The organism is Sphingomonas faeni (genome assembly GCF_024273235.1).
Taxonomy (GTDB): Bacteria; Pseudomonadota; Alphaproteobacteria; order Sphingomonadales; family Sphingomonadaceae; genus Sphingomonas; species Sphingomonas faeni_A.
In genome coordinates this window covers 1-25,721 of record NZ_JANBVH010000051.1, presented here as the reverse complement: position 1 = coordinate 25,721, position 25,721 = coordinate 1, and the positions used below count along the sequence as shown (strand labels likewise).

Genomic DNA, 25,721 nt, shown 5'->3' with positions numbered 1-25,721 from the left:
CGTATATCTGGGCCCGTTCTATGTATTGGCCCCATTCAGGCCGCTGCATATACAGAAGACTGCGGGTTTTACGCGTGACAATGCCCAGGCCAGCGAGCATCTTCCGCTCAACCGGGAGAGAGCAATGGCTGATTGGATCTACGTCGATAATTCCAACGTGTTCATCGAGGGCAAGCGCGTTAGCGCGGTGAAAAAGGGATTGGCGATGGATATCTGGGATGCGCTTGATCACCGCATCATCGATAATGAATACCGGATGAGCTTTGGTAAGCTCTACGAGTTCGTCGCCGGTAGCAATAAGGCGGAAACCGCCCGTGCTATGCTATTCGGATCGCGCCCTCCCCAGAACGACGCCATCTGGGATATCGCCAAGCGCGCTGGCTGGGAGGTCATCACGCACGATCGCAACTTCTCGAACAAGGAGAAGAAGATCGACACGGGTATCGTCGCGGCGCTCACCCGCGATGCCTACCGGAACGCGGACAAGAGTGATGTTTTTACCATCGTGTCTGGCGACAACGATTTCGTGCCGGCGGTGCAGCAGCTGCGCGACGATGGATTTCAGATCGACGTCGTATTCTGGGGTCACGCCGGCAAAGAGCTGCGAGAGGCTGCGTCGAAGTTCATCTCCCTTGATGACCACCTCGATAATCTTCGTGTCTAGCTCTGGGCGGATGTCGTCTGCGACGGCGAGCATCGCACGCATAGAGGAGAGGGAGCCTTCGGCTTGTTGATCCGGTGATGAGCACCGGGCGACAGACCGGAGGCCCACGATGCGCACTTCAGCCGCAGCTCTCGAACTCGATTTCACCGAACCGTCGATCACCGCAGCCAAGGCCGTCGCATGTTCCATCGCCCAGAACGGATCGCTCCAGCGCGAAACGCTGCTGTGGGTCATGGAGCAGGCCTATGGCGGATCTTCGGCCGACGGCCGCTGGTCCCTCCGCGACGCATACGACATGCTCGAGCTCGCCGAGGTCATGCACCTTGCGAAGGCCGATCTTCCCGCTGATCCTGGCGCGTGTCTCAGCGCGCTCAGCGAACTGGTCGGCAGCCTGCCGACGCACACGGTTCGCAGCGAGGAGCAAATCGAACTCCAGCAATTCTCCACCCCTGCCCCGATCGCTTATCTCGCGGCGCTCGCTGGCCGGATCGCGGCTACCGATCTGGTTTTGGAGCCCTCTGCGGGCACTGGCCTGCTCGCCGTGTTCGCGCAGCGCGCCGGCGCTCGCCTCGTCCTCAACGAGCTCGATCCGGGTCGAGCCGAGATGCTTGCGGCCGCCTTCCCCGGTGTCGGAGTCACCCGCCACGATGCCGAGCTGATCCACGACCTTCTTCCGTCGACGATCCGGCCAACGGCCGTCCTTATCAACCCACCCTTCTCGCGCAGCATCGGCCGCCACGCCGATTCTTTCGCTGCTTTGCGCCACCTTCGGGCCGCGCTGATGCGGCTTTCGGCCGGAGGCCGCTGTGCCGCCACCCTGCCGACCCGCGTCGATACATCGAACCACGTTTGGGCGAAGGCGACCGAGGGCTGCACGCTGACGCTGCACCTCGAGCTGCCTGCGATCGCCTATGCCAAGCATGGCACCAGCCAGCCTGTGAAGATCATGGTGCTTGAGAAAGGCACCGGTACGCCCGCAGAGCTCATCCGCTGCGCATCACTGGCTGACGCTCTCGCGGCGATCGGTGCCCGCGAGTTCACGCCGGATGTCGCCTCCGTCACCCGCGCTTCCCCGCTGCTCGCCCGCCCCAGCGGGCGCAGCTCGCTGCTCGGCGGTCTATCGAACAAAACCCGCTTGAGCGCGCCGATGGCAAAAGCCATGCAGTCCCAGGCCACGCACGCGATCGACTATTCGGTGTTCACCGACCCGCTTCCGACCGGCGAGGCCGTCGGTGTGTACCTGCCCTATCGGCCGAGCCGCATCGCGATCGGCTGCGCATCGGCGCATCCAACCGCGTTGGTGGAATCGATCGCCATGGGCTCGATCACCGCACCACGGCCGTCCTACGTCCCTACCCTCTCGCAGTCCGTCGTCGACGCCAAGACGCTCTCCGACGCTCAGCTCGAGACGCTGATCTACGCCGGTGACGCCTTCGAGCGCGACATTCCCGGCCGGTTCAAGCCAGTCGAGGAGGGGCTTTCCCTCACCCCCGACGAGGAAGGCCATCCCTACCGGACCGGCTTCTTCCTCGGTGACGGCACCGGTGCCGGCAAGGGCCGCCAGGTCGCCGCGATCATCCTCGACCAGTGGCTGCGCGGTCGGCGCAAGCACATCTGGATCTCCAAGACGGAGACGCTGCTCGAGGACGCGCGGCGCGACTGGACCGCGGTTGGCGGTCTCGCGCTCGACATCCAGCACCTCAACCAGTGGAAGCTCGGCACGCCGATCGGCGCCGGTGAAGGCATCCTCTTTCTCACTTATGCGACGCTGCGCTCCAACCGCGGCGACAAGGGCACGCGCCTCCAGCAAATCCTTGAATGGGTCGGCGACGGCTATGACGGCATGGTTGTGTTCGACGAGGCACACGAGATGGCGGGTGTCGCAGGCGGCGAAGGGCGCTTCGGCACCAAGGACGGATCGGACCAGGGGATCGCAGGTGTCCGCCTGCAGAACCTCCTGCCCCGCGCTCGCGTTCTCTACGTGTCCGCGACTGGCGCATCCGACGTCAACAACCTCGCTTATGCCACCCGGCTCGGCCTGTGGGGTCCGGGCACCGCGTTCGCTGATCGCCGGACTTTCGTCGACAGCCTTCGCCGTGGCGGGATCGCGGCGATGGAGCTGATCGCCCGCGACCTGAAGATGCAGGGGCTCTACGTCGCTCGCGCGCTGAGCTTCGCTGGCGTCGAGTACGACATCCTTAACCATAACCTGACCCCCGACCAGATCGAGGTGTACGACGCCTATGCCGACGCATGGGCGATCATCCACGCGAACCTGCGGGCGGCGCTCGATGCGACCCGCGTCACCGACAGCTTCTCGAAGGACACCTATAACAGCGGCGCCAAGGCGGCCGCGCTGTCGATCTTCGAGTCCACCAAGCAGCGCTTCTTCTGCCAACTGCTCATCGGCATGAAACTGCCCTCGCTGGTTCCCGCGATCCGCGCCGATCTCGCCCGCGGCGAGAGCGTCGTGATCCAGCTCGTCTCGACGTCCGAGGCGATGCTCAATCGGGCACTGGCGGCTCTTTCGGTTGAGGAACGCGCCAACCTCGACATCGAGCTGTCCCCGCGCGAGTTCGTCATGTCGTATCTGACGGCCGCGTTCCCGGTCCGCCAGATGAAAACCTATGTCGACGACACCGGCAAGACGCGCTCCGAACCCATGTCGGACGAGGACGGGCGTCCCGTGTTCAGCCAGGAAGCGCTCGAGATGCGCGACACCCTGCTTGAGCAGCTTTGCGCCCTCCCCGTCGTCGGCTCCGCCCTCGATCATATCATCGGGCATTTCGGCACCGATGCGGTCGCCGAGGTGACGGGGCGCAGCCGGCGCGTCATCATGGACGCCCACGGCCGCCAGCGCGTCGAAAGCCGCTCGCCGCGCACCAACTTGGCAGAGACAGACGCCTTCATGCGCGGTGCCAAGAAGATCCTGATCTTCTCCGATGCTGGCGGCACTGGCCGCAGCTATCACGCGAGTCTCACTGCCGAGAACCAGACGCGCCGCAATCACTATCTCCTCGAGCCCGGTTGGCGTGCTGACGCCGCCATCCAGGGGCTTGGCCGCACGCACCGCACGCATCAGGCGACCGCGCCGCTGTTTCGGCCGGTGTCGACCGACTGCCGGGGCGAACGCCGCTTCATCTCGACGATCGCGCGCCGGCTCGACAGCCTCGGCGCGCTCACGCGCGGCCAGCGGCAGACGGGCGGACAGGGCCTGTTCGACCCGCGCGACAATCTGGAAAGCGACTATGCCAAGGAGTCGCTGGAACAGTGGTTCCGGCTGCTCGCCAATGGCAAGCTGCACTCCACCACGCTCGACCAGTTCCAGAAGCTCACCGGGCTCGAGCTGGAGGGCGAAGGGGGCGGTCTGAAGGAAGACCTGCCACCCATCCAGCGCTGGCTCAATCGAATCCTGGCGCTGCGCATCGCCCTCCAGAACGCGATCTTCGACGAGTATCTTGGTCTGATCGAGGCGCGCATCGAGGCGGCCAAAGAAGCTGGCACGCTGGATCTTGGCGTGGAGAGCATCAATGCCGAGCGGATCACGATCCTCGATCGCACCGTCATCCGGCGCGACCAGACCAGCGGCGCCGAAACCGAAATTCTCCGCCTGGAAACCGAGGAACGCTACAAGCCGCTCGCGCTCGCGTCCGCAATGCGGATTCTCGGTGAGGACGCACGGCCGATGGTGAACCGCAAGTCTGGCAAGGCCGCGATCCGGTGCAGCACCTATTCGCTGACCGACGACGATGGCGAAATCGTGCGCCGCTACGAGCTGATCCGCCCGACCCGGAGCGAGCGGATGCGGCAGGATCTTCTCGTCGAGACGATGTGGGAGGAGGCGAGCGAGGAGGAGTTTTCTGCGCTCTGGCAGGCCGAGGTCGAGGAGATGTCGGGCAAGACCCGCACCAGCACGCTCTATCTCGTCACCGGGCTGCTCCTCCCCGTCTGGGATCGCTTGCCTGACGATCACGTCCAGGTCTGGCGGCTCAACACCGATGACGGCGAGTCTTTCCTTGGCCGCATCGTGCCCGCCCCGCTTGTCTCCAAGCTGGCGGACGCTTTCGGCATCGCCGCGACCATCACCGTCTCGGGTGCCGAAACCGCCAAGCACGTCATCACGAGCGGCGAGATCGCGACCGTGGGGGCGTACCGGCTGAAGCGCAGTCTGGTCGCGGGCCAGCAGCGCCTCGAACTGCTGGATTGGCCGCACACGCGGCTTGCCGAGCTGAAGGCGGCCGGGTGCTTCACCGAGATCATCCAGCACAAGACCCGGATGTTCGTGCCCGTAGCGACCGCTGCGACCGTGATCGATCGCATGACCGCATAGCCAGCAGAGGCTCTCTTCCCGCCCGACACAGGGAGGGGAGGGAGCCTTCGGCTTTGTGAGCTTGATGAGCAGGCTCGCGTGACCGCGGGACAGCGGCGCGCTTATCTCGAATGGAGTATGACCGATGATCCAGTCCGTGAAGGTCAAGAACCTGTCGCTGTCGAAGGACAATGTGCGCAAATCCAACCGTGACGCAGGGATCGACACCCTCGCCGCCAATATCGCAGCCCAGGGGCTGTTGCAGAACCTGATCGTCACCCCGCTCAAGAAGGCGGGTACGTTCACGGTGAAGGCAGGCGGTCGCCGCTTGCGCGCACTCCAGCTCCTGATCGAGCAGGGCACCCTCCCCGCTGACCACACCGTGCCCGTCCTCGTGCTGAGCAACGACGATAATTCGGTCGAGGCGAGCCTTGCCGAGAATTTCCAGCGCGTGCCGATGAATCCGGCCGACGAATGCACCGCATTTAATTTCCTCATCCAGAAAGGCATGACCGCCGAGGACGTCGCCAAGCGTCAGGGCGTCACCACCCGCTTCGTCGAACAGCGCGTGCGCCTTGCCGAACTGGCCCCTCCCGTGTTCGAAGCGCTCGCAGCCGGAGAGATCACCCTCGGCGTCGCACAGGCTTACGCCGTCACCACGGACGTCGACCGCCAGGCCCGCGTGTTCGCCCAGATGAAAACGTCCTACTACGGCGACAATCCCGACAACATCCGGCGCGCCATCCTCAACGGCACGGTCAAGGCGAACGACGCCAAGGCGCGCTTTGTTGGTCGCGATGCCTATGTCGCCGCAGGCGGTCGCATCGAGGGCGACCTGTTCGCCACGGAAGGCGATGAGAACTGGATCGACGTCGACCTGATCGAGACGCTCGCCGCCTCGAAACTGGAAGCGGCCGCGGCTGAACTGGCTAAAACCGAGGGCCTCGCCTTCGTCACGCCGATCGCGGCGACGCACGTCCCCTATGACCTCGAGCGCCAGCTTCACGAGTATCACGCTCCCGCCCGCGCTCTCACCGAGGATGAGACGGCGCGTGTCGAGGCGCTGTCGGCCGAGAACGACGCGCTGATCGACCAGCTTGAGCAGGAACTGCCCGACGGTAGCACCGAGGCCGAGGCGGCGAACGCCCGTATCGAGGCGATCGAACGCGAGCTGGAAACGATCGAAGAGGCCCGTCACGAGATCGATCCGGCGCTGAAGGCGCAGATCGGCACGTTCGTATATATCGGCGGTGACGGTGAACCCCGCGTCCACACCCGCCTGTTCAGCGAAAAGCCGGTCGTGGACCCGAACGCTCCGCCCAAGGTGACGGGCGGTGCAAGCGGCGACGGCGACGCCGGCGACAACGAGCAGGGGCGCACGCTCAGCGCCACGCTGATCGACGAACTGGCGACGCAGCGCCGCCAGATCCTCGTAGCTCATATCGCCAGCGACCCGGCGATGGCGCTCGACCTGACCATCTTCCTGATGGCGCAGAATGTCGTCTTCGAGCAGGCCCACATCCCAAACCACTCGACCCTGAAGTCGAGCGCTGCAGGCTTCCCGATCTTCGGGTTTCGCGACGAGGGATCAATGGCGTCGCAGACGATCGACGACCAGCGCCAGAAGCTCGACACGAGCTGGGCGGGATTGCCGACCATGACCGCGCGCTTCGACGCCTTCCGGACGCTCGATGACGAGGCCCGGGGCGCTTGGGTCGCGTTTTCGATAGCACGTACCCTCGAACCGACGCTCAACGTCGCCGAGGGCTATCGCAGCAACGGCTTCCACGACCATCTCGGTCGCCTCCTCGACATTCAGGTCGAGAATTGGTGGCGCCCGACCGCCGAGAACTTCTTCGGCCGGGTCAAGAAGACCGTCATGCTCGACGCGCTCGAGGAGATTGGCGGCCCGATCCTGCGCGGCCGCTACAAGGATGCCAAGAAGGGCGACCTCGCGGGCACCTGTGCCTCGCTTTGCAACGGCCAGGGCATCGTCGAAGCGGAAATCCGCGAGAAAGCGACGGCTTGGTTGCCCGAGGCGATGCGCTTCGAAGCACAAGAGAAACCGGCAAGGACGCCGCTGCGCTCCACCTTCACCGAAGACGTCGAGGACACCGATCCCGCCGAGGATGAAGATCCCGGCGAGGACGGTGACGACGCGATCGCGCCTGAGGAGGACGATGACCACGGGTCCGCGGGTTTGAGCCAAGCGGCCTGACGCCGGCTTGCACATTTCGAGGCGACTGGGGGCGGCACTCTTCGCGGAGTGTCGCCCCTCTTTTTGTGACCCGCCACCACCCCCGAGAGGGGAGGATGCTTGACCGGGTTCGCCTCAACCAGATCAGGAGAACGACCGTGGCAAAGACCACCGAAAAACCGTCGCCCGCCGACATCATCACCAACACCATCATCGACAAGCTCGAGGCCGGTGTGCGCCCCTGGGTCAAGCCGTGGCGCCCCGGACTCGGGGGCCGTCCGCTACGCGCGACCGGCGACCCCTACAAGGGCATCAACTGCTTCTGGCTGTGGCTGTGTGCCGAGGGCGCTGGCTACAACTCGCGCACTTGGATGACGTACAAGCAGGCGCAGGCCCTTGGCGGCCAGGTCCGCGAGGGCGAGCGCTCGCAGATCGCCATCTTCTACAAATCCTACAGCAAGACGGTCGAATCCGTCGTCACGGGCGATGCGACCGACGAAACGCGCCGCGTGCTGCGCTCCTACGCCGTGTTCAACTGTGACCAGATCGACGGGCTGTCGCCGGACTTCTACCCCAGCCCGGTCAATGTCGTGCCTCCGGCCGACACCCTGCCCGAGCGCGCCCAGCGCTTCATCGACGCGCTGCCGGCGACCGTCCACATGCGCGGCGATCGGGCGTTTTACGATCGCACGGCCGACAGCATCACCATGCCCCCGGTCGAGCTCTTCTCTTCGCGCGCCTTCTTCGCGTCGACGCTTGCCCACGAGGCCGGCCATTGGAGCGGCCACCCCGATCGGCTCGATCGCGAGTTCGGCAAGCGCTTCGGCGACGACGCCTACGCTTTCGAAGAGCTGTGCGCCGAGATGACCTCCGCGCTGCTCGGTGCCGATCTCGGTCTTCCTACCTCGCACCTCGACGATCACGCGGCCTATATCGGCTCGTGGCTGAAGGTGCTGCGCAAGGACAGCCGGGCGATCATGACCGCCGCGGCGAAGGCTGAGGCCGCTGCCGGCTATCTGCTCCGCGCGACGGGGCTGGACGTCCCGGTCGAGCCCCAGGACGATATCCGTGAAGCGGCATGATCGCTCCGGCCTCCCTCCCCGACCTCGGCGCCTACCGGCGCTTCGTCGTGGCGTTCAGTGGCGGCAAGGACAGCCTTGCCGCCCTCCTGCACCTCCTCAGTCTCGGCGTGCCGGCGCAGGCGATCGAGCTGCATCACCATGATGTCGACGGCCAAGGCCCGACCTTTATGGATTGGCCGTGCACGCCCGGCTATATCTGCGCGATCGCCGAGCATCTCGGCACCGCACTCTACGTCTCGTGGCGCGAAGGCGGCTTCGCGCGAGAGTTAGCGCGCGACGAGGCGCCGACTGCGGCGATCGTGTTCGAGACGCCGAACGGCTTCGGCCGTGCCGGAGGCAGAGGCCCTGCCGGCACGCGCGGGCTCTTTCCGCAGACGTCGCCCGATCTACGCGTGCGCTGGTGCAGCCCAGCGCTCAAGATCGACGTTCTAGCGGCCGCGATCCGCAATCAAACGCGGTTCAGCCACGGCCGCACGCTCGTCATCACCGGCGAGCGCGCCGAGGAAAGCCCGTCGCGTGCGCGCTACGCCGCCCTAGAGCCGCATCGCACGTCCACCCTCTCGCGCGCCGTCGACCATTGGCGTCCGGTTCATCCATGGACCGAGCGCCAAGTCTGGGACGTGCTCGCGCGATCGGGAATTAGGCCCCATCCGGCCTACGTCCTGGGATGGGGCCGACTATCGTGTCGCGCGTGCATTTTCGGCTCGCCGGACCAGTGGGCGACGCTTCGGCTCGTCTTCCCGTCCGCCTTCCAGCGCGTCGCCGCCTGTGAGGCGGCGAGCGGAAAGACCATTCATCGCGTGCTCAGCGTCACGCAGCTCGCCGATCGCGGCACCCCGTTTCCGGCTGCTATGCTCCACCTTGACGAACTGGCCCAAGCCGACGATCCGGCGTGGCGTCTCTCGATCCTGGCGGATCCCTGGACGCTCCCTGCCGGCGCCTTCGGCGATCATGCAGGTCCGCCGTGACAAACCCCCCACCCCACCTCGACTTGATGACGCTTCTCGCTCCCGCCCGCATCGATCGGATGTGGGAGGCCGAGAAATCGGGATGGCGTTGCTACGTCATGGGCAACGACTGCTGCTCCTACCGCCGTGGCAGCAAGCTCCGCACGGGATGGCAATGCGGTTACGACGCGGCCTCCCGTTCTGCCGACCCCGTAGGCTTGATGCTGTAACCACCGATGACCCGCGTCGGGTTTTCACCCAGCTCGGCGCGCGTTCAGCACGGTAAGCATCTCGCCTATCGACATACCGCGCCCGACCAAGTTTTTCCGAATAGGCTCAAAGGCGCGAACCATCTTTCCGTAACCCTCGACAGTGGGAACGTGCGAGTTCAGATCGCGATGCCCGACGCGGAACCTAGTAAACCGCTCGAGGTCTTCGACCAAGAATCGAGCGATGCTCAGGTGCTCGCTTTCGTTGTTGCCGTCGAAACCAAGAAATTTGACGTGGGCATGACCCGCCATCGCCAACTCCTCCCGGTCGGGATCCGTCGTTAAAGCCTCCTCGGCCTCTTCGAGGAACGACCACATATCCAGCACATCAACGACAAAACGGACCCTGCTCTGCTTGTCGATGTGCCCATGGAAAATGCCAGGCATCTCCCAACCAAGCGCCCAATAGTGTCCACCCGTGATAGCCTTTTCAACAAGATCGACGTTCGTTTCCACCTTTGCTCCGGTTGATTTAATGAGCTCCGCGAGCATCATTGCGATGAGCTTTTCGCCATCGCTGAGGACAGGCGCTCGGCCTTTATTGTCGTGCGCCAAACCCGCTTCGATCAGGCGTCGAATGGACTCCGCTCGAGAAGGCGTGTCGTCCTCGCCAACTCGCCAACTGTCGAGACGCTCGAGCAACTCACTATCGATCCTCATTTCAAAGCGTTCCGTAGGCATTACCGTTATCCCGTAATATTGTACGTAACACCGTATATGGATCCGGTTGCGGTATTTGGCAAGGCGCATCGACCCTGGGCGATACAGCTTGATCAGAGGGGAGGAAGCCTTCGGCCTTTTGAGCGCGCCTTGGCGCTCAGGAGGTTCATCCAATGTTCTATGATACGATCTACCGCCACAATCAGGCGCTCTCCCCCGCGGGCCTAGAGACGCTGCCCGCTGCGCTCCACGCCCTCAATGCTGCGGTCGACGACTGCCGGCGCGCCGGCAAGCCGATCGATCGGGACGCCGCGGTCCTTCTGCTGATCCGCAACCTGGCCGACGTCGCCGACCGTGACGCGCCCAGCGCGAACGACCTACGCCTTCGATGCGCCGAGGAGCACATGGCGGCGATCGCCGCCCCGGCCCTGCTCGACATCGCGGGCAACTCCGTTGCCGGCGACCCTCCGGCCAAACGCACCTTCCACTATCAGGCACGTCGCGCGCTCGCCCGTCTCGCCGAGGCGATCGGGCTCGATCCGGACGACGCCCGCATCAATACGGCGATGGGACGCGACGACGACGAGGGCACGACCGAGCTGCGCCATGCGGATCTGTCGATCCGCGTCGTGCCGCGAAGCTTCCTCCCCGACAGCGAGATAACGTTCAATCGCTGCCGCGCCGGTGAACACGCGGGACAGGTTCACCGCGCGCCGATCGCCGAGTTGCTGGACGCCCCGGCGTTCCAGCGTCGTCTCACCGCCTCCATCGGCCTGGGCGCTCCGCGCCTCGCCGCTGCCGCCTGATCCCACCAAATCCGGAGAACCGTCATGGGTTGGCTCTTCATGCGCGATATGGGCGGCCACGCCGTCCCGCGCTCCTATCTCGACAACCAGTTCACCTACGCGCGTGACGATCACCGTCTCACCGTGCTGGCCTCGTCTATGGTCGCGTCGACCTATTACGCCGCGTGCGAACGCGTCGAGGCGAACGGCGACCGGCAGGTCTTCGCCGTCGTGTGCCTGACCAAGCACAACCCGCGATCGACCGATGGTCACGTCTTTGGGTACAAAGACATAACCGAACATATGGGGCCGTGCGAAAGCGAGTGCCCCGCCGCGATCCTTGACGAGCTGACCGCGACCGACAGCGAATACGCCTTGGATTGGCGCGCGCGCTGCCGCGCCAATCTCGTCGCTCGAAAGCTCGAGCAGGCCAAGCCAACCCCGAAGCCGGGGCAGACCATCATCTTCGATGAGCCCATGCGTTTCAGCGACGGCAGCGACCGCGCCCGCTTCGAGGTGGTCGCCAATCCGAAGGGTCGCACTCCACTGTTTCGCGATCCCGAGACCCGCGCGATCTGCCGTATCCCGGCTTTTCGCAAGCGGGCCTACCGGATCGTCCATGCCGCGATCGTGCCCAAGGACGCGGCCAATGGCTGATCGGCTGCCCGTGATCGCCGCATGGGGCGCCGGCGTCGATTCCACCGCCATGATCGTCGAGCTCGCCGAACGCGGCGAGGCCGTAGACATGGTACTTTTCGCCGACCCCGGCGCCGAGAAGTCGGCGACCTATGCCTTTATCCCGCTGTTCCGGGCCTGGATGGCAGAGCGCGGCATTGCGTCCGAAATTGTCAGCTACCAGCCACGCAATTTCCAACATTGGCCGCCCTATGCGGGCATCGCCGAGAACATGCTGACCAATGCGACGCTGCCGTCCGTGGTGTTTGGTGGAGGGTCCTGCTCGCAAAAGTGGAAGGCGGCCCCGCAGGATGCGTGGACCGCCACCTGGGAGCCGGCGCGGCGCTGCTGGGATGCAGGCGGCCGTGTCGTGAAGCTGATTGGCTACGACGCCTCGGGCCGCGACACGCAGCGCTACCATCACGCGATCGGGTGCGAGGATCTCGCTACGCCTATCGCTACCCTTTGCGGGAATGGGGCTGGTCGCGCGCCGGCTGCGAGACACGCATCGCGCGTGCCGGCCTGCCCGTTCCGCCCAAATCGAGCTGCTTCTTCTGCGGCAGCATCAAGCCCCACGAAGTGCTCGAGCTTTCGACTTCGGAGCTGCGCGTCATCGTGCTGATGGAGGCACGGGCCAAGCCGCGCGGATGCTTGCTCCTGAGCAGCAAGAATGAGGAGTTCAATCGCCGCGTCGTCGGCATCATCATCGATGAGGACCCATGCTTTGACTTCCTCGACGGTGATGACGGTACTATCCATCCTCTACTTGGCGGATCGCGATGGAGGTGACTGATGGGCCGCATGAATGATGACCTGCGAGAGGCTTTCCGCAGCTTTGGGATTTCGTCGGCAGCAGCGATGTTGAAGAAAGCCGAGCGAGAATACCATCGCTTCGTTGGTGCAGCTGACAACGACGATCGGCGCGATGCAGCTATAAACTGCGCGTTGACCCAGTGGCATGTGACCGATTGGCTTTGGGTCGCTCTTGAGAAGGATGACACAAACGAGGAAATCAGGCGAGTGTTCGGGATCACAGAGGCTCGAATGACGAAGAAGCTCTTTTTAGCTGCCGTCGAACGCGACTGCCCCGAAATCGCTCTGTGTCAATCCGTCGCCAATGGCTCAAAGCATGTCCTGTGGGGCAGCCACGTCAAAAGTCTCGAGAAGTCCCTACTTGATAACGGCACCATGCCGCAGGTCGCCGACGATCCCCTCTATATCTACAGTAAGGGTCAACCGGTCGAAGCCGCAAAGGTGTTTTACAAAGTGCAGGATTATTGGGAAAACCTAGGTGGTTGGAGCCAAGTATTCCTTTGACGCCGGAAGAGCGGCGGTTGCCCGCCGCTCTTCCGGCGGTTTCGTAACGGCTGGCCGAGAACAAGCGAAGGCTGCCACAGGTACTGGCCATTGCCGTCCTTTAGTGGTGCGACATCGGTGAACTCTGCATCGACGGCGCAGACGCCCTTCCCGGTAACACGAGCCACCAACGGTCCGGATAGTCCTTGTCGGACGAACGTTAGTCGAATTCAGCCGCATCTCGATCGCGACTGGAACACCGGCGACCACGCGCGATCGATCAGCAGCGTCCTCTCCGCTGGCGCTTCGAGGCCCGCGTCCACGATGGCTGGCCCCCTCTCGCCTATCCGGCCGAGCGTCCCCGCTACGAATGACTCGAACCGCTTGGGTCCCATTTGCCAACCTTCAGGAGTCCGGTCCCATGAAAACCTTCACCGTTCACTGCGAATACCCTGCCCATGCCCGTGCGGAAATCACGGTCGAGGCGGAAGATGTCGTCAGCGCCTGTCGCTCCGCGATCGATGTGTCGCATACGACCGACGGGTGGAAGAGCCTCGATACGGAGCATCCCACTTATGTCAGCGCGATCGCTGAAGGCGCGGACGTCGATCCTTGGCGCTTTGTCCCCGATGGAGGGGGTGCCTCCGTCCTGCCCGTCCCGGGCGTGTTCTCTGAGGTGGCAGCGTGCGCGGGCTATGCCGCGACCCGGAGCGAGGATCTGGCCGACCAGCTCCGCATCATGGTCGATGCGATCGGCACCGACGGAGCGTTGAGGATCACCCCAGCGGCGATGTTCCGCCTATGTGCAACGGGGCAGGCGATTCTCGACGACATCGCGACGTTCGGGTTGAGCCCCACTTCAACCGTAGCATGAAGCGTGGTCACGTCTGCGCCCGACGCCACCTGACGCCCGAGAGCCTTCCGCCAGAGAGATGCGGCACATGGGCGGCCGCGAGGCCCCCGCAACCGCAAAAATCCGGGCCGAGTTGCCGCTTCGCGGCTGCCCGCTCCACCCCGGTTTTTGCGGTTTCCCTGCGCTTACGCTCCGGTGCGGGCGCCTCTTATTCGGCCGCCCAGGAGGTGCGCATCCGGCGGATAGGCCGCCGGCCTCGATCAGATGAAGGGCTTGACCCCATGACCACTTCCCTCGCTGCCGCACTCTCCGCTCTGGAGCTTGGACACCTCGAACCCCGCGCCGAAGACGTTTCGGGCATGTGCCCGCCCTCGACCGACGCACTGGAGCAGACCACCACCGCCATCTGGAGCGACCTGTTCGCAACCCTTCAGAATACGTCGCTCGAACGCGACATCGAGGAGATGGGCTGGGGCCTGGTCAACCTCTTCCACCGGGCCGCGGCCAAAAAGCACGCGATGATCGACCGTCTCACCGACGAGATCAGGCTCCTCCTGGCCGAGCAGGACGGTTCGGAGATCAACACCTCTAACCTCGAGGACAAGATCGACCTTGCCAAGAAGATCGAGGAAGCCGCCACCTGCTACGAACACATGCGCGACACCGCAGCGGCACACTACATCCGCGAAACCGGCCGTTCCTGGATCCCGTCGACCGGCAACCGCATTTCGCTCGGGGTGACGTCGGCAATCGTTGACGGACGCGCCTTCCTTCAGGCTCGCCGCGAGCGCGTCCGCGACGCCAACACGGCACAGGGCACCCCGGTCGTGTTTGCCGGGGGACGGCTGACCTTCCGGACCGACGAAGACATGAAGGCGTTTGGCGACAACCTGCTGCGCACCCTCAATGCGGTTCGGGAGCGCGTCGGCGACATGTATCTCGTCCATGGCGGCGACATGAAGGGAATCGAGCGCATCGCGGCGTCGTGGGCCGAACAGAACGGCATCCAGCAAGTCCGCTTCGGTCTCGACCGCAAACTCGGAGATCGTGCCGGCTTCCGTCGCAACGAGCAGATGCTCTCGCTAAAGCCCCGCTACGTCATCGCCTTCCAGGGCAACGGCGTAACCGAGCGACTGGTTATCGACGCGAAGAAGGCAGGCATCCGCGTGGTCGATCGCCGCGGCCCCCTCGGCACCCCACCCGCAGCACAGAACGCTCAGCGCGACCGCAAGGTCGCCTGAGCTTCGGCTCGGCCGCTGGGACGCCAGCGGCCTCGCATTCGCGGCTTCGCCGCAGGCTTCACTCCCACCCGAACCAAGGAGATCATCATGCCGCGCCCGAACCCGTTCCAGACCGCCGCCCATTGCTGGCGCTTCGCGCTGCGCCGGGCGACGGCCGACGGCGACACCTTCCATATCGTCACTACCGGCAATCCCGCCGCTCCGCGTGCGGTCCTGTCAGATCGCGACCTTCTTGCGCGCGACGATCTGACGCCCGAGGACATCGAAGCGTCAGTCGATCCCTTCTTGTCGGATATCGGGAACGCCGGTTAGTCAAGATCATCGCGGCGAGGCCAGTTCGACAACCCGTCCCCTGAATGGGAGAGATCAGCCATGAAACCGCTCCGTAATGCCACTGATATCATGGGCATACCCATCGACCGCGACACCCGGCGCGCGCGCCTGCTGGCCGCGCGGCGCCGGCCCATATGCGGCGTCAACCGCAAGGCCATTCTGGGCGGGCATTGGGATAGCGGAAACGTCGTTGGAGCATTCCGCGACGGGCGCGGCAGCTTCATCACGGAGACGCTTGAATGAGCCGCCATGACTTCCAGAACGGACAAGCCCGTTTGTCGATCGGGTGGGATGCCCCACTCGCCTCCTTCTTCCTCCAGGTCTGGACGGGCGACGGAAAGGACGAGGATGAAAGCCCCGCCATCTGGCTCGGCGCGTTCTACGGCGAGGTCCGCGTTCCCGATCCACTGCTCGTCGTCGCGCGCAGGCACATCCCCGACCTCCCGGCAGCACTGCATCGCCAGCTTATCATCGATCAACTCGCCGCGCCGGCGCGTCCGCGCCGTCCCGGCCTCACCGGTCCTCCGCGATAGGCACTTCGTGGAATCTCCGATCTATCTCGTTGCCTGCGTCTCGCAGAAGCTTGAATGCCGCGCGCGCGCGGCTGATCTCTATCGCTCGGACTGGTTTCGCAAAGCGCGAACCTACGTCGAGGAGACCGGCGATCGCTGGTTCGTGCTCTCGGCCGCGCACGGCCTCGTAAAGCCCTCCCAGCGCCTCGCCCCCTACGACACCACCCTCCGCGACCTCTCGGCCGCGGAGCGGCGTCTTTGGGGTAAGAAAACGGTCCAGCAGCTCAGGCGTGCGATCGGGCCTTGCCACGCAGGTCCGATCGTCTTCCTCGCCGGTCGCCTCTACCGCGAGCCGCTACTTGCCTTCGCCGGCGAGCGCGCGACCGTTCCCATGCTTGGCATGGGTATCGGCCAGCAGAAGGCTTGGCTCGCCGCTCAGATCGCCGAGGGGCGTGAACGCGCCGCGCGCGCGGCACAACTGGACCTCTTCCCGACCTGGTAGCGGAACGTCGCGTTCATGCTGCGGGGCTGCTAGATTCCTCAGAGCAGGAGTAACATCGACATGGAATCACCTGTACGCCGTCCCGCCATACCAGCAGTCTCGTTCAACGATGTAGCCACAGCCTTGGCTCGTCTTGTCCCGATCGCCCTCCCCCCGACGCGTGCCGGTGAGACCGGCGCGTCGCCGAAGGTTGCCGACTTCCTCCTTGCTTGGTGGAATGGCGGTGACAACGGACACTTTCCCGTCCTCCACCTTTGCAATCTCGATGAAACGATCGCCGAGGATATGCTTACCGTCCTCGCCTACCTCGCGCAGAACCCGGTGATCTACGCTGACGAATGGGGCTACCGCGACACGATGGCTGAGATCTGCGAGCGGTATCGGGGCGAGTAACATCCCCCGCCCTGCAGGGCGGGCCGCGCTTGATATTTGCGGCGCTGGCGCGCCCGCATCGGATCTGAGACGCGGAGCGGTTTCCTGTGGCATGGCGCAGGAGTCAGCCCGGCCGTCCGCCCCGGTTGGGGGGAGCGCGTCATCGCGCAGCATGTCGTCGCGGTGCCCAGCTCGCGTCCGCGTGGAAGTCTCGATCGGCATCACGACAGCCGCGCTTCATTCTAGCAGCCCAGCGGCGCGGATCGCGCGGGACCGACCTGTCGGCCTATCGACATCGGGCACGGCGCGCGCGCCGTAGGCAGGAAGGCCGGGGCCTGGTCTGCGAAGGGTGGCGGTCATCCTCCATGAAAGCCCCGCGCGCCCAGCACGAGGATGTGGCGACACAGCAATCGAAGCCGCTCCGGCTGAGGGATCAAGCGATGGCAATGCCGGACGAGGATAGCGACAAGAGTGTCCTGCTCTTCGGATCCTTGGCGTTTGCGCGCCCGTGGGGGTTCATCCCCTCTCTTTCCTGAACGACCTAAGCCGGCCGTCCACCCCCTCCAACCCGCGATCATTCGGGCCGAGTTGCCGTGTGCCACGGCTGCCCGCACCACCCCTTTGATCGGGGTTCCCCTACCCGCTTCGCGCTTCGGTGGAGAGGGCGTCCTGGCCGTCTTTGACGGTGTTCAGTCGAGGGGACGAACCCCCGGCGAAGCAAAAAAGGAACCTCGAAATGCAGAACCTCGTCATCCTCGCCGGCAACGTCGGCGCCACGCCCGAGACCCGCTCCACCCAGGGCGGCACCAAGATCACCCAGTTCAGCCTCGCCACCTCGCGCCCCAAGCGCGACAGCGAGGGCAAGATCATGAAGGACAGCGACAACCGCCGCATCGAAGACACCGAGTGGCACCGGATCACCTGCTTCAACGGCGTCGGCAAGACCGTCGCCCAGTATGTCGACAAGGGCCAGAAGGTCATGGTCCGGGGTCGCATCCACTACACCCGCTGGACCGACCAGGAGAACATCGAGCGCTACGGCGTCGAGATCATCGCCGACGAGGTCACCTTCCTCAGCCGCGGCCGCCAGAGCCAGGGGAACACGCAAGACCACGGCGGTCTGGACGACGACGACGTCCCCTTCTGAACCTGGGCGGGAACGGCCCGGAGCTTCGGCTCCGGGCCTCTCTTCGCGTTCGCCGCAGCTTAGACGGCCTGCTTGAGTGGCTCCGGCTTCTTCCCATTGGGCAGTGTCTCGCGCAGATGGTCGTGAACCATGCGCGTATTGAACGGCTTGCCGAGGAAAGTCGCCTTGTCGGGCATGTCCCCAGCTTCTGGTTTCCGCCGACCGCTCGAGATGACGATCTCGATGTGGGGCCAATGTGCAGCAACATGATGCGCCAGCCCAAACCCATTCATGTCGCCCGGCATCTCGACGTCGGAAAACACCAGGATGACATTGTCTGCATGTACCTCGAGGAGCGTTACCGCTTCGTGCCCGGTGCCCGCTTCATGACATCGAAAGCCGGCCTCCCGGAGGATCTCGCAAGCGTCCATCAGGATCAGGGCATCGTCGTCGACGACAAGAGCATAGGGTTCGGTTGAAAGGTCCATTGATGCTCAACCGTTGATCTAAGTCAAAAGACCCCGATCAATCTACGGCGTCTCCCGGCTGTACCGGGACCGTCGCTCTATTCCGCTTCGCTCCACCGAGCCCCTTTGGGTTTCGGCCCATTCGGGTGACGATCAACTGACGGGCGCGTAGCGCGCAGGAAATCCTTTTCCGAAATGCGGCAACATCTTTCCATCCCGGCCCAGCCGGGGCGGCCTTGTCGCCCGACGCACTCTCCCATCGGCATGGACGCAGACTAGGGACGGGATCGGGCAGGCGTCCACCATCCCTACGAGGGGAAGCGTCACCGGCGACCCAGCGCTCACGCAGCGACGCTCCAACCAGCGAGCTTCACCCCGCTCTTTGAGGCGCAATCCTTGGGCCGGCTCGGGGCCTTATACGATCAACCCGCAAGGGGTCCGGGCGCTTCGCTACGGCTTTTTTCGCACGCGAAAAAAGTGATCGCGGCCCCTCCCCGTCCTGTCGGGCGCCTGTCGAGCGGGGATGAACCCGCCGGCTTCACAGGAGCCTCGGACATGTTCAACGATATCTGGATCGCCCGCAAAAACGCCATGAGCCTCGCAAAGACCCTGATGGTGGCAACCATGGTCATCGCCATCGGCACGCAATACGCCGTCATCACCGCCGAAGATCACGATAGTTCGGTCGTCGTCGTGAACGAATACGACCCCTTCGCCTGACCGGGTGGGGGCCGGGAGGCCCCCGCGCCTTCCTCAGACGCAAGAAGGCCAGGAGCCAGAACGGGCATCGAGCCCGCCCCGGCCCCGCGCGATGCGCAGCTGCGGCACGGTTGGGGGTTGGCTCATTCGTGTGTCTGTCATTGTGACATGGGTACGGCGATACGCGTCAAGGATGCGCGGTCCCCCCCAATTTGCTCACGCAAATCGGCTCCCCCGCGCCCCGCTACCGCGGCCGCTTCGCGGTCCCTGACCCGATCGCCCGGAGCCCATGTCGGGGCGCTTGCGCACACTAACGTGCACAAGGAGAAGCCTATGCAGATCGATCTGTATCAAACACTCAAAGCAATCAACGTCAGCGACGAACAGGCAAAGCTGGTGGTATCCAGCCTCGAGGAGTATATCGATAGCATGGTTGGAGACGCTACAAAGCCGCTTCAGGAGAAGATCGACGGGCTGCAACGCTCGCTCGATACGCACATGAAAACCCAGACCTGGGTCATCAGCATCATCGGCTTTACGATCGTCGCACTGACGGCAGTCGGAACGCTGGTCTCGATCCTGCGGCACTGACCAAGAGGGGGCTTCACGCCCCCTTTTTTGCTCACCGCCTGATGATGGTGGCGGGATCCAGATCGAACCCTACCGCGGTAAGACAAGCCCAGCGGTCAGCGTCGCGCCGTCCGCACGGGCGGCAGAACCTCGAACGCCGTCACCAGCTCCGGATCGCGCAGCAGCGTCGTCCACTGGCCGCCATAGGTCCGCGATGCCAGGTAGAAGGTCGAGCTGATGCACTCGACCATCCGGCACCGCTCCAGCTTGTCGATCAACGAATAGCCGGGGCCATGCCGTGCCACGATGTCGTTGAGGTCGGCCCGCATCAGCGTCCCGCAGCCGCAGCAGCGCGTCCGGACCAGAGCATTCATGCGCAGCATCTCGCCCGCGCTCTCCATCCAGCGGGGCCACAGGGTGACAATGTCGGCAGCCGTTTCCATAGCCGAACGATACGCCCCGATCGCGACAGTCGTCCAGCGTCAGGATCGGGGAAATGGCCTCCCCCTTGTCGCCAATCAGCGGGGTGTTCGGGCTCTCAGTCCTCGCCGGGGCGTCCACCCGCGCAAGCCCGCCCAAGCGGGCTTCTCCACTGCGTTTCGACCCTGCGGGTGCGCTTACGTGAACTATGCCCCGGCAGTCCTGTCGCCTGTCGAACGACCCCGATTGGCGGGGTCAGAACGAGGAGACCATCATGGCCGAGCAAACGCCGCATTCAGACCGCGCCAAGGATGGCGTAACCAAGATCGCGCAGCTCAACGACTGGCTGCGCGAACACATTACCGCACCCGGCAACAACCGCGTCGTGATGACTATCGGGATCGCCGAGCTTATCGGAGACGTCAGCCTGTTTCGGGGATGGCGCAACCGCGCCCAGATCCTGCGTGAGGTGCGCGATTTTGACGCATTCGACAACGCGATCAACCCGCACGGCGAGCGCGACATGGGCAAGTTCGAGTTCGCGGGCGTGCCCTGCTACTGGAACATCGACTATTACAATCTCGACCTCACCGCTGGGTCTGAGGATCCGTCCGATCCCTTCCAGACCGTCCGTGTCCTCACCATCATGCGAACCGATGAGCGATGACCTTCCGCCCCGGCGCTCAGTCGCCGGGGCATACCACCCTCTATCGAAAGGATCGGATTATGAACGTCGAAACGATCAAACAGATCAGCGCAAGCGAGCGGACACGCCGTCACCGTGAGGTCGATTTCGCTCGTGGCAACGTTCGCCATGAAGGCGGCATCCTCCCCGAGGAGATCGAACGTCTCAACGCCAGCTATATCGCCGGCGACATCGATAGCGACGAGCTGACCGCGGCTATCCTCCGATCGCAGACCGTCCAGCCTTAGCGACGACGATCCTACCGGCCGGGACTTCCTTTCCCGGTCACGTAGGGATGCTCGACTCTGACCAGCTCGATTGCCGCGTCGATCCAGCGGCGATCGTCCTGCGTACCGCTCACCGCGACACGCCAGTTGGATCTCGGGTGGTAAGCGAGCGAGAGAATTTCGACCGGTCCGACCAGCGCTTCCCATCGGGCAACAGGGGGCTCGCTGGCGCCTGCGATCACCGTCAACAGCATTGCGCGCAGCTCGATCGGAGTAGGCACACTCATCAGCCGTCTCGTACCCCCCAAGCGTTTTAAAGGCTCTGTCGTCGACACCCTTCTATCGTGACGATCGGTCAGGGCCGGCGTCAAGGATGCGCGGTGCCCTCAATTTTGCCGCGGCCTGCGTTTTCGCTGCGCTTCACGCCGGCCACGACAAAATCGGCACCCCCACGCCCCGCTTCGCGGCCGCTGCGCGGTCCTGTGACCCCGGCCCCGACCGACCGTCAGGCCGCGCCCGTCTTAGGCGAACAGACGGAGGTTCACATGCACACGCACACCGCACGCACCCAGGCATGGTTGGCTGAACTGGCAAGCATCCAGGCAGAGATCGCAGCACACGGGATGCCGGCCCCTGCCCCCCGGCCTGCAGCGAAGCGGCCCCGCAAGCTCAGGCCGCTCTGGGAAGAGTGACCAAGGACGGGGCGGCATTGCCGCCCCGCTCTCGCCCTGTCGCACACCGCGCGCTGTGCCATCGCTTCCTGGATGACAGGTCCAGACGGGCCTACGGATCGAACCGCTGCCTGGCGTAACTGCCATTGCGACGATTGCACTTGCGATCTTTTGTTCGCAGGTGCAGCAAAGACAGGCCTTTCAGGCATCCTCTCCTAAAACTTCCAGGCCGTCCTTTGGGCGGCCTTTTTTTGTTCATCGATGCGCGAAGCCGTATTTGGGCGATCATCGCTCCGCTGCGGCTCCTCGCGCGCTGCCGGAATCTTGCCCGCACTGATCGACACGCGCCGCATGCTTTGCCAGAACCACGGGCCTTGGCGGGCCTGGGGCAGGATCGCTTACGATCGGCACCGCTGTGCAACAGGGAATAGATATGGACGAAAAGACTGACAGGATTGCGTTGGCGGCCGAACTCACCGCCGCGTGGCTTGCGAACCCGAATACTCGCCCCGAAGCCGATGCTGTCCCGGCTTTCCTTACCTCCATGCACGCGGCCCTGGTGAAGCTGGACGCCCCGGCCGAAGCCGATCAGCAGCCGGCCGCGCCAACCGCCGCGGAATATCCACCGGCAACGACGGCGCGAAAGTCGCTGGCATCGCCTGATCAGATCATATCGATGATCGACGGAAAGCCGTACCGAACCCTGCGCCGCCATCTGAGCAGCAACGGGCTTACGCCCGAGGAGTACCGCGCCCGCTATAATCTCAAACCCGATTATCCGATGGTAGCGCCGGCCTATAGCGAGGCACGTCGCGCCATGGCTAAGCAGATCGGCCTTGGACGGAAACCCAAGACGCCAGAGGCAGAGGTGGAAGGACCGCCGCCAGCGCCGATACCTCGGCGCAAGCTCAAGGTGGCAACGCCTGCATAAGTCAGGATCGCAAAGCGCGTTCGCGATCGTGAAACCAATTAATGCACGAAATCGCGCACTCGCTGTATGATACTCCTGGGTGACAGCGATAGGGAGTTCACAGCCCCTGCCGCAAATCATGTCACCCAAAGGAGGTGATATTGATTTGACCATGTATGAAACCGCAATGGTCGTGCTGACTGGTGTTTCGCTAGTCGTCGCGATCGTCACGCTGGGCCGGAAGTAATTCCGGCTTAGCGGGGGCGGAGGTCTCACAGGGCCTTCGCCCTTTTTCCAAGAAAAAGGCCGGCGCTGTTCACGGCGCCAGCCCCGGAAGTTTGAACCCGTCGCGTTCACAGCGCGACGGGTTCAGGTAAGTGACACCGATCTGACTCGATGAAACCGCACACCCCATATACGCCATCCATCCTGAAAATCTAGTTTCAGGATGGATCGCCCTCACGCCCTGAGCGGAAATCCACTCTTCGTAGAACCCGCTCCCTGCCACGCACCTATCGGGCTATCGGTATCTCCCCGATCCGGGTCGTCCATGCTGGGCTCTTCTGGCTTCGCTTCGTATCGAACCCGCGCGCGCCGAACCCCTGCGCTGCGATCCCTACCGTCCCGCGGCCAAAACGATCGTTGAGGCCATCCATAGCCGCCAGCAAGCCGGGCGCCCGCGGATCCTCCACGGCGAACAAGTCCCCCTGCCCCGCGCCCTGCGGCAGCAGCTCCTCGAGCAGGACGCCGCACTTCGTATAGACGCCCCCGGGCTGATACATCGCCTCCATCATCCTACCGGCGAGGCCGGCGATGATGCGCGGATCGTTGCTGGGCGGCGACATCCGGGTCTGCCGGCTCGCCGAAGGTGGGTTCGGCCGGTAGCGCGAGCCGTGCGCGAACACGATCAGTCGCGTCGCCACCAATCCTTGGTGGCGGATCTTCTCGGCCGCGCGCACCGCGCGCCGCACCATCGCCTCGCGCAGCTCGTCGAGGTCCGTCACCGGTGCGCCAAACTGGCGCGTTACCGCCGTCGCCTTGCTTGCCTCCGGCTCTGGCTTGAAGTCGTCGCACTCGATGCCGTTCAGTTCGCGCACCAGGCGCTCGAGAACAACCGTCCCGACATCTCGTGCGGACGCGGGCGGCATCGCCACCAGGTCGGCCGTCGTGCGGATTCCGAGCGGGTGCAAGCGCGCCGCCAGCGCCGACCCTATCCCCCACACCTCCCTGACCGGCCACTCGGCGAACAGTCGCGCGCGCAGCTCTGTGTCGTGGAGGTCCACCACACCACCCCAGATCTTCTCGGTCGCCTTCGCCAAGGCGTTCGCGACCTTCGACAATGCGCGCGTCGGGCCAAGCCCGATCCGCGTCGGAAGACCCGTCTGGCGCAGGATCGCCGCGCGCAGCTTGTGCGCGGCCGCCACATCCCCCAGGCCGTTGGGCAACACCGGCAGCCGGTAGAAACTCTCGTCGATCGAGTAGATCTCGATCAGGTCGCTATGCTCAGCAATCACGGCGTTGAAGCGCCGGTTCATGTCCGCGTACAGCTCGTAATTCGAGGAGCGGACCTCGATCCCATGGCGCTTGACGATGTCACGTATCTTGAAGAGCGGATCGCCCATCTTGATGTGAAGGGCCTTGGCCTCCTCGCTCCGCGCGATCGCACAGCCATCGTTATTCGACAGCACGATCACCGGCACGCGCCGCAGCTTCGGGTCGAAGACCCTCTCCGACGAGACGTAGAAGTTGCTGACGTCGACGATCGCGTGGGTCATCGGCGCGCGCTTACCGCTGATAGTCGCGAACGGCTGCCCGCACGACGCCCCATATTTCCGTCTGATCGTCGGCAATCTGCTCTGGGTAGCTTTGCCGGCTATTGCGGGCTTCGAGATACGGCACGCCTGCCCGGTGAACGAGCTGTCGGCAGACGAAACCCCCGGCAAGCACGGCGATCACGATGTGGCCGCTGCGCGGCGTGACATCGCGATCGACCACCACGACATCGCGGTCGGCGATGCCGGCGTCGACCATGCTCGTCCCATCGATCCGGAAGACGAAGCTGGCGGCTCTGTTGAGCCGCAGCAGCTCCACTAGATTGATAGCGTCCTCCTCCCAGTCTTGGGCGGGTGACGGAAAGCCAGCTCCCGCTACGCCGATTGGCTTCAGCCGGAGCCCCGGCGCCATTACGGCGAGCGGGACCGGCTGCGCGATCGGCAGCAACATGATCTGAATCCCTAACTCGTGGCCCCTCATAACGCCCAAGAGAACAGATTGGGAACATAAGATCGTTAGGCTCGTCGATTTCCATCGCCCGGATTGAGTATGTGGCGATGCCGGGCGACCCGTCATAGGATGGCCGGATGTGCAACCGAGCCCGATATGCCGGCGAACCCGAAACGCTTTGGGGTTCAGCCGCGAAGCTGTTTAGCGAACGCCCCCGCGACAATCGCTTCAACCCTAAGGAGCTGCGGCCGAAAAGCCGAAACTATGTCGTCCGCGAGCAGGAAGGCGACCGCTTCTGGGACGTGATGACCTGGGACGTCCTTGGCGGCCAGGCGCCCTGGCCGATGACGAACGTTCGCCAGCTTGCCCTGCCCCAGTGGCGCAGGCTCGCCGCCAAGCCGGAAAACCGATGCGTGATCCCGCTCACCGAATTTGCGGAGTTCACGCCAGAGAAGCACGACCTAGGCGACGGCAAGCCGCCTCTCAAAGGGGAGATGTGGTTCAGCGTCACCGACCAACCTGTCTTCGCGGTCGCCGGCTTCTGGCAGAGCACCGCCGACGGTAATGGTTTCACGATGGTCACATGCGATCCCAACAGCCTGGTCGCCCCGATCCACCCCAAGGCGATGATAACGATCCTCGAGCCCGAGGACGTCGATACCTGGCTACGCGGGTCATACGACGACGTGGTGACGCTGCAGCGCCCCTATGATGCAACCAAAATGAGCGTCCGAGGACCGGTGTTCCCAACGCGCGGCCAAGACCGAAGCCGTGTCTGAATCAAGCCGCCTTATATCCGTGGAAGAACGCGTCAGTGATGCGCCGCGCGATGGAGCACCTTATTTCGATCGACGGAGAGAACCTATGCCATCGCTGTTTGAGAATGCCGTCGCGTCGATCCGCATGGGGGTCGAGGATTATCGCCAGCAAGACGGCGATCGCGACGTCTCCGCGGTCAGGAACTTCTATGCCGGCGTGCTCCTGCTCGCCAAGGAAGCGTTGGTCAGAAAGGCGCCCGACGCCGAT

The 25,721-nt window shown here is 64.3% G+C and carries 29 protein-coding genes; 22 read left to right on the top strand and 7 right to left on the bottom strand.

What is annotated here, in order from left to right:
* The 5 genes from NLI89_RS19630 to NLI89_RS19610 form a co-directional block, all read left to right on the top strand.
* Nucleotides 1-664: NYN domain-containing protein (locus tag NLI89_RS19630; protein WP_254688519.1), on the top strand; the 664-nt coding region annotated here is incomplete at its 5' end.
* Nucleotides 665-773: 109 nt separating this feature from the next.
* Nucleotides 774-4,994 (top strand): strawberry notch-like NTP hydrolase domain-containing protein, encoded by a 4,221-nt coding sequence (locus NLI89_RS19625; protein WP_254688518.1) that lies wholly within the window; start codon nucleotides 774-776, stop codon nucleotides 4,992-4,994.
* 124 nt (nucleotides 4,995-5,118) lie between these two features.
* Nucleotides 5,119-7,191, top strand: a complete 2,073-nt coding sequence (locus NLI89_RS19620; protein ID WP_254688517.1) for a ParB/RepB/Spo0J family partition protein — start codon at nucleotides 5,119-5,121, stop codon at nucleotides 7,189-7,191.
* 137 nt (nucleotides 7,192-7,328) lie between these two features.
* Nucleotides 7,329-8,252, top strand: a complete 924-nt coding sequence (locus tag NLI89_RS19615) for an ArdC family protein (RefSeq protein WP_254688516.1) — start codon at nucleotides 7,329-7,331, stop codon at nucleotides 8,250-8,252.
* Complete coding sequence (locus tag NLI89_RS19610) at nucleotides 8,249-9,220, top strand: phosphoadenosine phosphosulfate reductase domain-containing protein (protein WP_254688515.1); 972 nt, start codon at nucleotides 8,249-8,251, stop codon at nucleotides 9,218-9,220. The genes NLI89_RS19615 and NLI89_RS19610 overlap by 4 nt, the downstream gene beginning before the upstream one ends.
* 233 nt (nucleotides 9,221-9,453) lie before the next feature.
* Here NLI89_RS19610 and NLI89_RS19605 read toward each other — a convergent pair whose 3' ends face one another.
* Complete coding sequence (locus NLI89_RS19605; protein WP_254688514.1) at nucleotides 9,454-10,149, bottom strand: YfbU family protein; 696 nt, start codon at nucleotides 10,147-10,149, stop codon at nucleotides 9,454-9,456.
* A 152-nt stretch (nucleotides 10,150-10,301) separates the two neighbouring features.
* On the opposite strand from NLI89_RS19605, the gene NLI89_RS19600 reads away from it, so the two are divergent.
* Together NLI89_RS19600 and NLI89_RS19595 are read left to right on the top strand one after the other, a co-directional pair.
* Nucleotides 10,302-10,934 carry a hypothetical protein gene (locus tag NLI89_RS19600; RefSeq protein WP_254688513.1) on the top strand — a complete coding sequence of 211 codons (633 nt, stop codon included), beginning with the start codon at nucleotides 10,302-10,304 and terminating at the stop codon, nucleotides 10,932-10,934.
* A gap of 24 nt (nucleotides 10,935-10,958) precedes the next feature.
* Nucleotides 10,959-11,570 carry a DUF6927 domain-containing protein gene (locus tag NLI89_RS19595; RefSeq protein ID WP_254688512.1) on the top strand — a complete coding sequence of 204 codons (612 nt, stop codon included), beginning with the start codon at nucleotides 10,959-10,961 and terminating at the stop codon, nucleotides 11,568-11,570.
* Nucleotides 11,571-12,008: 438 nt separating this feature from the next.
* On the opposite strand, the gene NLI89_RS21950 is transcribed toward NLI89_RS19595, so the two are convergent.
* Nucleotides 12,009-12,347, bottom strand: coding sequence for a phage head-tail connector protein (locus NLI89_RS21950; protein WP_368077306.1), 339 nt, complete (start codon nucleotides 12,345-12,347; stop codon nucleotides 12,009-12,011).
* Nucleotides 12,348-12,380: 33 nt separating this feature from the next.
* Between NLI89_RS21950 and NLI89_RS19585 the strand changes: the two genes are divergently transcribed.
* From NLI89_RS19585 to NLI89_RS19545, 9 genes are all read left to right on the top strand, one after another.
* Nucleotides 12,381-12,905 (top strand): hypothetical protein, encoded by a 525-nt coding sequence (locus NLI89_RS19585; protein WP_254688511.1) that lies wholly within the window; start codon nucleotides 12,381-12,383, stop codon nucleotides 12,903-12,905.
* Nucleotides 12,906-13,305: 400 nt separating this feature from the next.
* Nucleotides 13,306-13,758: a hypothetical protein gene (locus NLI89_RS19580; protein WP_254688510.1), complete on the top strand. Its 453-nt coding sequence runs from the start codon at nucleotides 13,306-13,308 to the stop codon at nucleotides 13,756-13,758.
* Between the two features lie 260 nt (nucleotides 13,759-14,018).
* Complete coding sequence (locus tag NLI89_RS19575) at nucleotides 14,019-14,978, top strand: DUF2493 domain-containing protein (RefSeq protein ID WP_254688520.1); 960 nt, start codon at nucleotides 14,019-14,021, stop codon at nucleotides 14,976-14,978.
* Nucleotides 14,979-15,065: 87 nt separating this feature from the next.
* Nucleotides 15,066-15,290: a hypothetical protein gene (locus NLI89_RS19570; protein ID WP_254688509.1), complete on the top strand. Its 225-nt coding sequence runs from the start codon at nucleotides 15,066-15,068 to the stop codon at nucleotides 15,288-15,290.
* A gap of 60 nt (nucleotides 15,291-15,350) precedes the next feature.
* Nucleotides 15,351-15,554 (top strand): hypothetical protein, encoded by a 204-nt coding sequence (locus NLI89_RS19565; protein ID WP_254688508.1) that lies wholly within the window; start codon nucleotides 15,351-15,353, stop codon nucleotides 15,552-15,554.
* Nucleotides 15,551-15,844, top strand: coding sequence for a hypothetical protein (locus tag NLI89_RS19560; RefSeq protein WP_254688507.1), 294 nt, complete (start codon nucleotides 15,551-15,553; stop codon nucleotides 15,842-15,844). Before NLI89_RS19565 ends, NLI89_RS19560 begins: the two co-directional genes overlap by 4 nt.
* A gap of 7 nt (nucleotides 15,845-15,851) precedes the next feature.
* A complete protein-coding gene (locus tag NLI89_RS19555; RefSeq protein WP_254688506.1) occupies nucleotides 15,852-16,325 on the top strand; it encodes a DUF6884 domain-containing protein in 474 nt (157 codons plus the stop codon).
* A 123-nt stretch (nucleotides 16,326-16,448) separates the two neighbouring features.
* On the top strand, nucleotides 16,449-16,718 hold the full coding sequence (locus tag NLI89_RS19550; protein WP_254688505.1) for a DUF7673 family protein: 270 nt from the start codon (nucleotides 16,449-16,451) through the stop codon (nucleotides 16,716-16,718).
* 715 nt (nucleotides 16,719-17,433) lie between these two features.
* Nucleotides 17,434-17,844 carry a single-stranded DNA-binding protein gene (locus NLI89_RS19545; protein WP_254688504.1) on the top strand — a complete coding sequence of 137 codons (411 nt, stop codon included), beginning with the start codon at nucleotides 17,434-17,436 and terminating at the stop codon, nucleotides 17,842-17,844.
* Between the two features lie 59 nt (nucleotides 17,845-17,903).
* Here NLI89_RS19545 and NLI89_RS19540 read toward each other — a convergent pair whose 3' ends face one another.
* Entirely contained in the window at nucleotides 17,904-18,311 is a 408-nt protein-coding gene (locus NLI89_RS19540; protein WP_254688503.1) for a response regulator, read from the bottom strand.
* Nucleotides 18,312-18,845: 534 nt separating this feature from the next.
* Between NLI89_RS19540 and NLI89_RS19535 the strand changes: the two genes are divergently transcribed.
* Together NLI89_RS19535 and NLI89_RS19530 are read left to right on the top strand one after the other, a co-directional pair.
* Complete coding sequence (locus NLI89_RS19535) at nucleotides 18,846-19,010, top strand: hypothetical protein (protein WP_010188789.1); 165 nt, start codon at nucleotides 18,846-18,848, stop codon at nucleotides 19,008-19,010.
* 312 nt (nucleotides 19,011-19,322) lie between these two features.
* Entirely contained in the window at nucleotides 19,323-19,580 is a 258-nt protein-coding gene (locus NLI89_RS19530) for a hypothetical protein (protein ID WP_254688502.1), read from the top strand.
* Between the two features lie 95 nt (nucleotides 19,581-19,675).
* Here the strand turns inward: NLI89_RS19530 and NLI89_RS19525 are convergent, their stop codons facing one another.
* On the bottom strand, nucleotides 19,676-20,002 hold the full coding sequence (locus NLI89_RS19525) for a hypothetical protein (protein ID WP_242140680.1): 327 nt from the start codon (nucleotides 20,000-20,002) through the stop codon (nucleotides 19,676-19,678).
* Nucleotides 20,003-20,253: 251 nt separating this feature from the next.
* On the opposite strand from NLI89_RS19525, the gene NLI89_RS19520 reads away from it, so the two are divergent.
* Together NLI89_RS19520 and NLI89_RS19515 are read left to right on the top strand one after the other, a co-directional pair.
* Entirely contained in the window at nucleotides 20,254-20,646 is a 393-nt protein-coding gene (locus NLI89_RS19520; RefSeq protein ID WP_254688501.1) for a DUF3768 domain-containing protein, read from the top strand.
* A gap of 59 nt (nucleotides 20,647-20,705) precedes the next feature.
* Nucleotides 20,706-20,912: an antitoxin VbhA family protein gene (locus NLI89_RS19515; protein ID WP_254688500.1), complete on the top strand. Its 207-nt coding sequence runs from the start codon at nucleotides 20,706-20,708 to the stop codon at nucleotides 20,910-20,912.
* Nucleotides 20,913-20,923: 11 nt separating this feature from the next.
* Here the strand turns inward: NLI89_RS19515 and NLI89_RS19510 are convergent, their stop codons facing one another.
* The gene (locus NLI89_RS19510; protein ID WP_254688499.1) at nucleotides 20,924-21,178 is read right to left on the bottom strand and encodes a hypothetical protein; all 255 of its coding nucleotides are present in this window, start codon (nucleotides 21,176-21,178) and stop codon (nucleotides 20,924-20,926) included.
* Between the two features lie 817 nt (nucleotides 21,179-21,995).
* Between NLI89_RS19510 and NLI89_RS19505 the strand changes: the two genes are divergently transcribed.
* Nucleotides 21,996-22,493, top strand: coding sequence for a MucR family transcriptional regulator (locus tag NLI89_RS19505; RefSeq protein WP_254688498.1), 498 nt, complete (start codon nucleotides 21,996-21,998; stop codon nucleotides 22,491-22,493).
* A gap of 491 nt (nucleotides 22,494-22,984) precedes the next feature.
* Here the strand turns inward: NLI89_RS19505 and NLI89_RS19500 are convergent, their stop codons facing one another.
* Nucleotides 22,985-24,247, bottom strand: a complete 1,263-nt coding sequence (locus NLI89_RS19500; protein WP_254688497.1) for a Y-family DNA polymerase — start codon at nucleotides 24,245-24,247, stop codon at nucleotides 22,985-22,987.
* 10 nt (nucleotides 24,248-24,257) lie between these two features.
* Nucleotides 24,258-24,695, bottom strand: a complete 438-nt coding sequence (locus NLI89_RS19495) for a LexA family protein (RefSeq protein WP_254688496.1) — start codon at nucleotides 24,693-24,695, stop codon at nucleotides 24,258-24,260.
* 137 nt (nucleotides 24,696-24,832) lie between these two features.
* Between NLI89_RS19495 and NLI89_RS19490 the strand changes: the two genes are divergently transcribed.
* Nucleotides 24,833-25,474, top strand: coding sequence for an SOS response-associated peptidase family protein (locus tag NLI89_RS19490; protein WP_254688495.1), 642 nt, complete (start codon nucleotides 24,833-24,835; stop codon nucleotides 25,472-25,474).
* The last annotated feature ends 247 nt before the right edge of the window (nucleotides 25,475-25,721 follow it).

Excerpts from the sequence above, each read along its gene's own strand:
- NLI89_RS19625 (WP_254688518.1), top strand. The coding sequence starts at position 774 with ATGCGCACTTCAGCCGCAGCTCTCGAACTCGATTTCACCGAACCGTCG.
- NLI89_RS19620 (WP_254688517.1), top strand. The coding sequence starts at position 5,119 with ATGATCCAGTCCGTGAAGGTCAAGAACCTGTCGCTGTCGAAGGACAAT.
- NLI89_RS19610 (WP_254688515.1), top strand. The coding sequence starts at position 8,249 with ATGATCGCTCCGGCCTCCCTCCCCGACCTCGGCGCCTACCGGCGCTTC.
- NLI89_RS19605 (WP_254688514.1), bottom strand. The coding sequence starts at position 10,149 with ATGCCTACGGAACGCTTTGAAATGAGGATCGATAGTGAGTTGCTCGAG.
- NLI89_RS19600 (WP_254688513.1), top strand. The coding sequence starts at position 10,302 with ATGTTCTATGATACGATCTACCGCCACAATCAGGCGCTCTCCCCCGCG.
- NLI89_RS19595 (WP_254688512.1), top strand. The coding sequence starts at position 10,959 with ATGGGTTGGCTCTTCATGCGCGATATGGGCGGCCACGCCGTCCCGCGC.
- NLI89_RS21950 (WP_368077306.1), bottom strand. The coding sequence starts at position 12,347 with ATGGATAGTACCGTCATCACCGTCGAGGAAGTCAAAGCATGGGTCCTC.
- NLI89_RS19585 (WP_254688511.1), top strand. The coding sequence starts at position 12,381 with ATGGGCCGCATGAATGATGACCTGCGAGAGGCTTTCCGCAGCTTTGGG.
- NLI89_RS19580 (WP_254688510.1), top strand. The coding sequence starts at position 13,306 with ATGAAAACCTTCACCGTTCACTGCGAATACCCTGCCCATGCCCGTGCG.
- NLI89_RS19575 (WP_254688520.1), top strand. The coding sequence starts at position 14,019 with ATGACCACTTCCCTCGCTGCCGCACTCTCCGCTCTGGAGCTTGGACAC.
- NLI89_RS19570 (WP_254688509.1), top strand. The coding sequence starts at position 15,066 with ATGCCGCGCCCGAACCCGTTCCAGACCGCCGCCCATTGCTGGCGCTTC.
- NLI89_RS19565 (WP_254688508.1), top strand. The coding sequence starts at position 15,351 with ATGAAACCGCTCCGTAATGCCACTGATATCATGGGCATACCCATCGAC.
- NLI89_RS19560 (WP_254688507.1), top strand. The coding sequence starts at position 15,551 with ATGAGCCGCCATGACTTCCAGAACGGACAAGCCCGTTTGTCGATCGGG.
- NLI89_RS19545 (WP_254688504.1), top strand. The coding sequence starts at position 17,434 with ATGCAGAACCTCGTCATCCTCGCCGGCAACGTCGGCGCCACGCCCGAG.
- NLI89_RS19540 (WP_254688503.1), bottom strand. The coding sequence starts at position 18,311 with ATGGACCTTTCAACCGAACCCTATGCTCTTGTCGTCGACGACGATGCC.
- NLI89_RS19535 (WP_010188789.1), top strand. The coding sequence starts at position 18,846 with ATGTTCAACGATATCTGGATCGCCCGCAAAAACGCCATGAGCCTCGCA.
- NLI89_RS19530 (WP_254688502.1), top strand. The coding sequence starts at position 19,323 with ATGCAGATCGATCTGTATCAAACACTCAAAGCAATCAACGTCAGCGAC.
- NLI89_RS19525 (WP_242140680.1), bottom strand. The coding sequence starts at position 20,002 with ATGGAAACGGCTGCCGACATTGTCACCCTGTGGCCCCGCTGGATGGAG.
- NLI89_RS19520 (WP_254688501.1), top strand. The coding sequence starts at position 20,254 with ATGGCCGAGCAAACGCCGCATTCAGACCGCGCCAAGGATGGCGTAACC.
- NLI89_RS19515 (WP_254688500.1), top strand. The coding sequence starts at position 20,706 with ATGAACGTCGAAACGATCAAACAGATCAGCGCAAGCGAGCGGACACGC.
- NLI89_RS19510 (WP_254688499.1), bottom strand. The coding sequence starts at position 21,178 with ATGAGTGTGCCTACTCCGATCGAGCTGCGCGCAATGCTGTTGACGGTG.
- NLI89_RS19505 (WP_254688498.1), top strand. The coding sequence starts at position 21,996 with ATGGACGAAAAGACTGACAGGATTGCGTTGGCGGCCGAACTCACCGCC.
- NLI89_RS19500 (WP_254688497.1), bottom strand. The coding sequence starts at position 24,247 with ATGACCCACGCGATCGTCGACGTCAGCAACTTCTACGTCTCGTCGGAG.
- NLI89_RS19495 (WP_254688496.1), bottom strand. The coding sequence starts at position 24,695 with ATGTTGCTGCCGATCGCGCAGCCGGTCCCGCTCGCCGTAATGGCGCCG.
- NLI89_RS19490 (WP_254688495.1), top strand. The coding sequence starts at position 24,833 with ATGTGCAACCGAGCCCGATATGCCGGCGAACCCGAAACGCTTTGGGGT.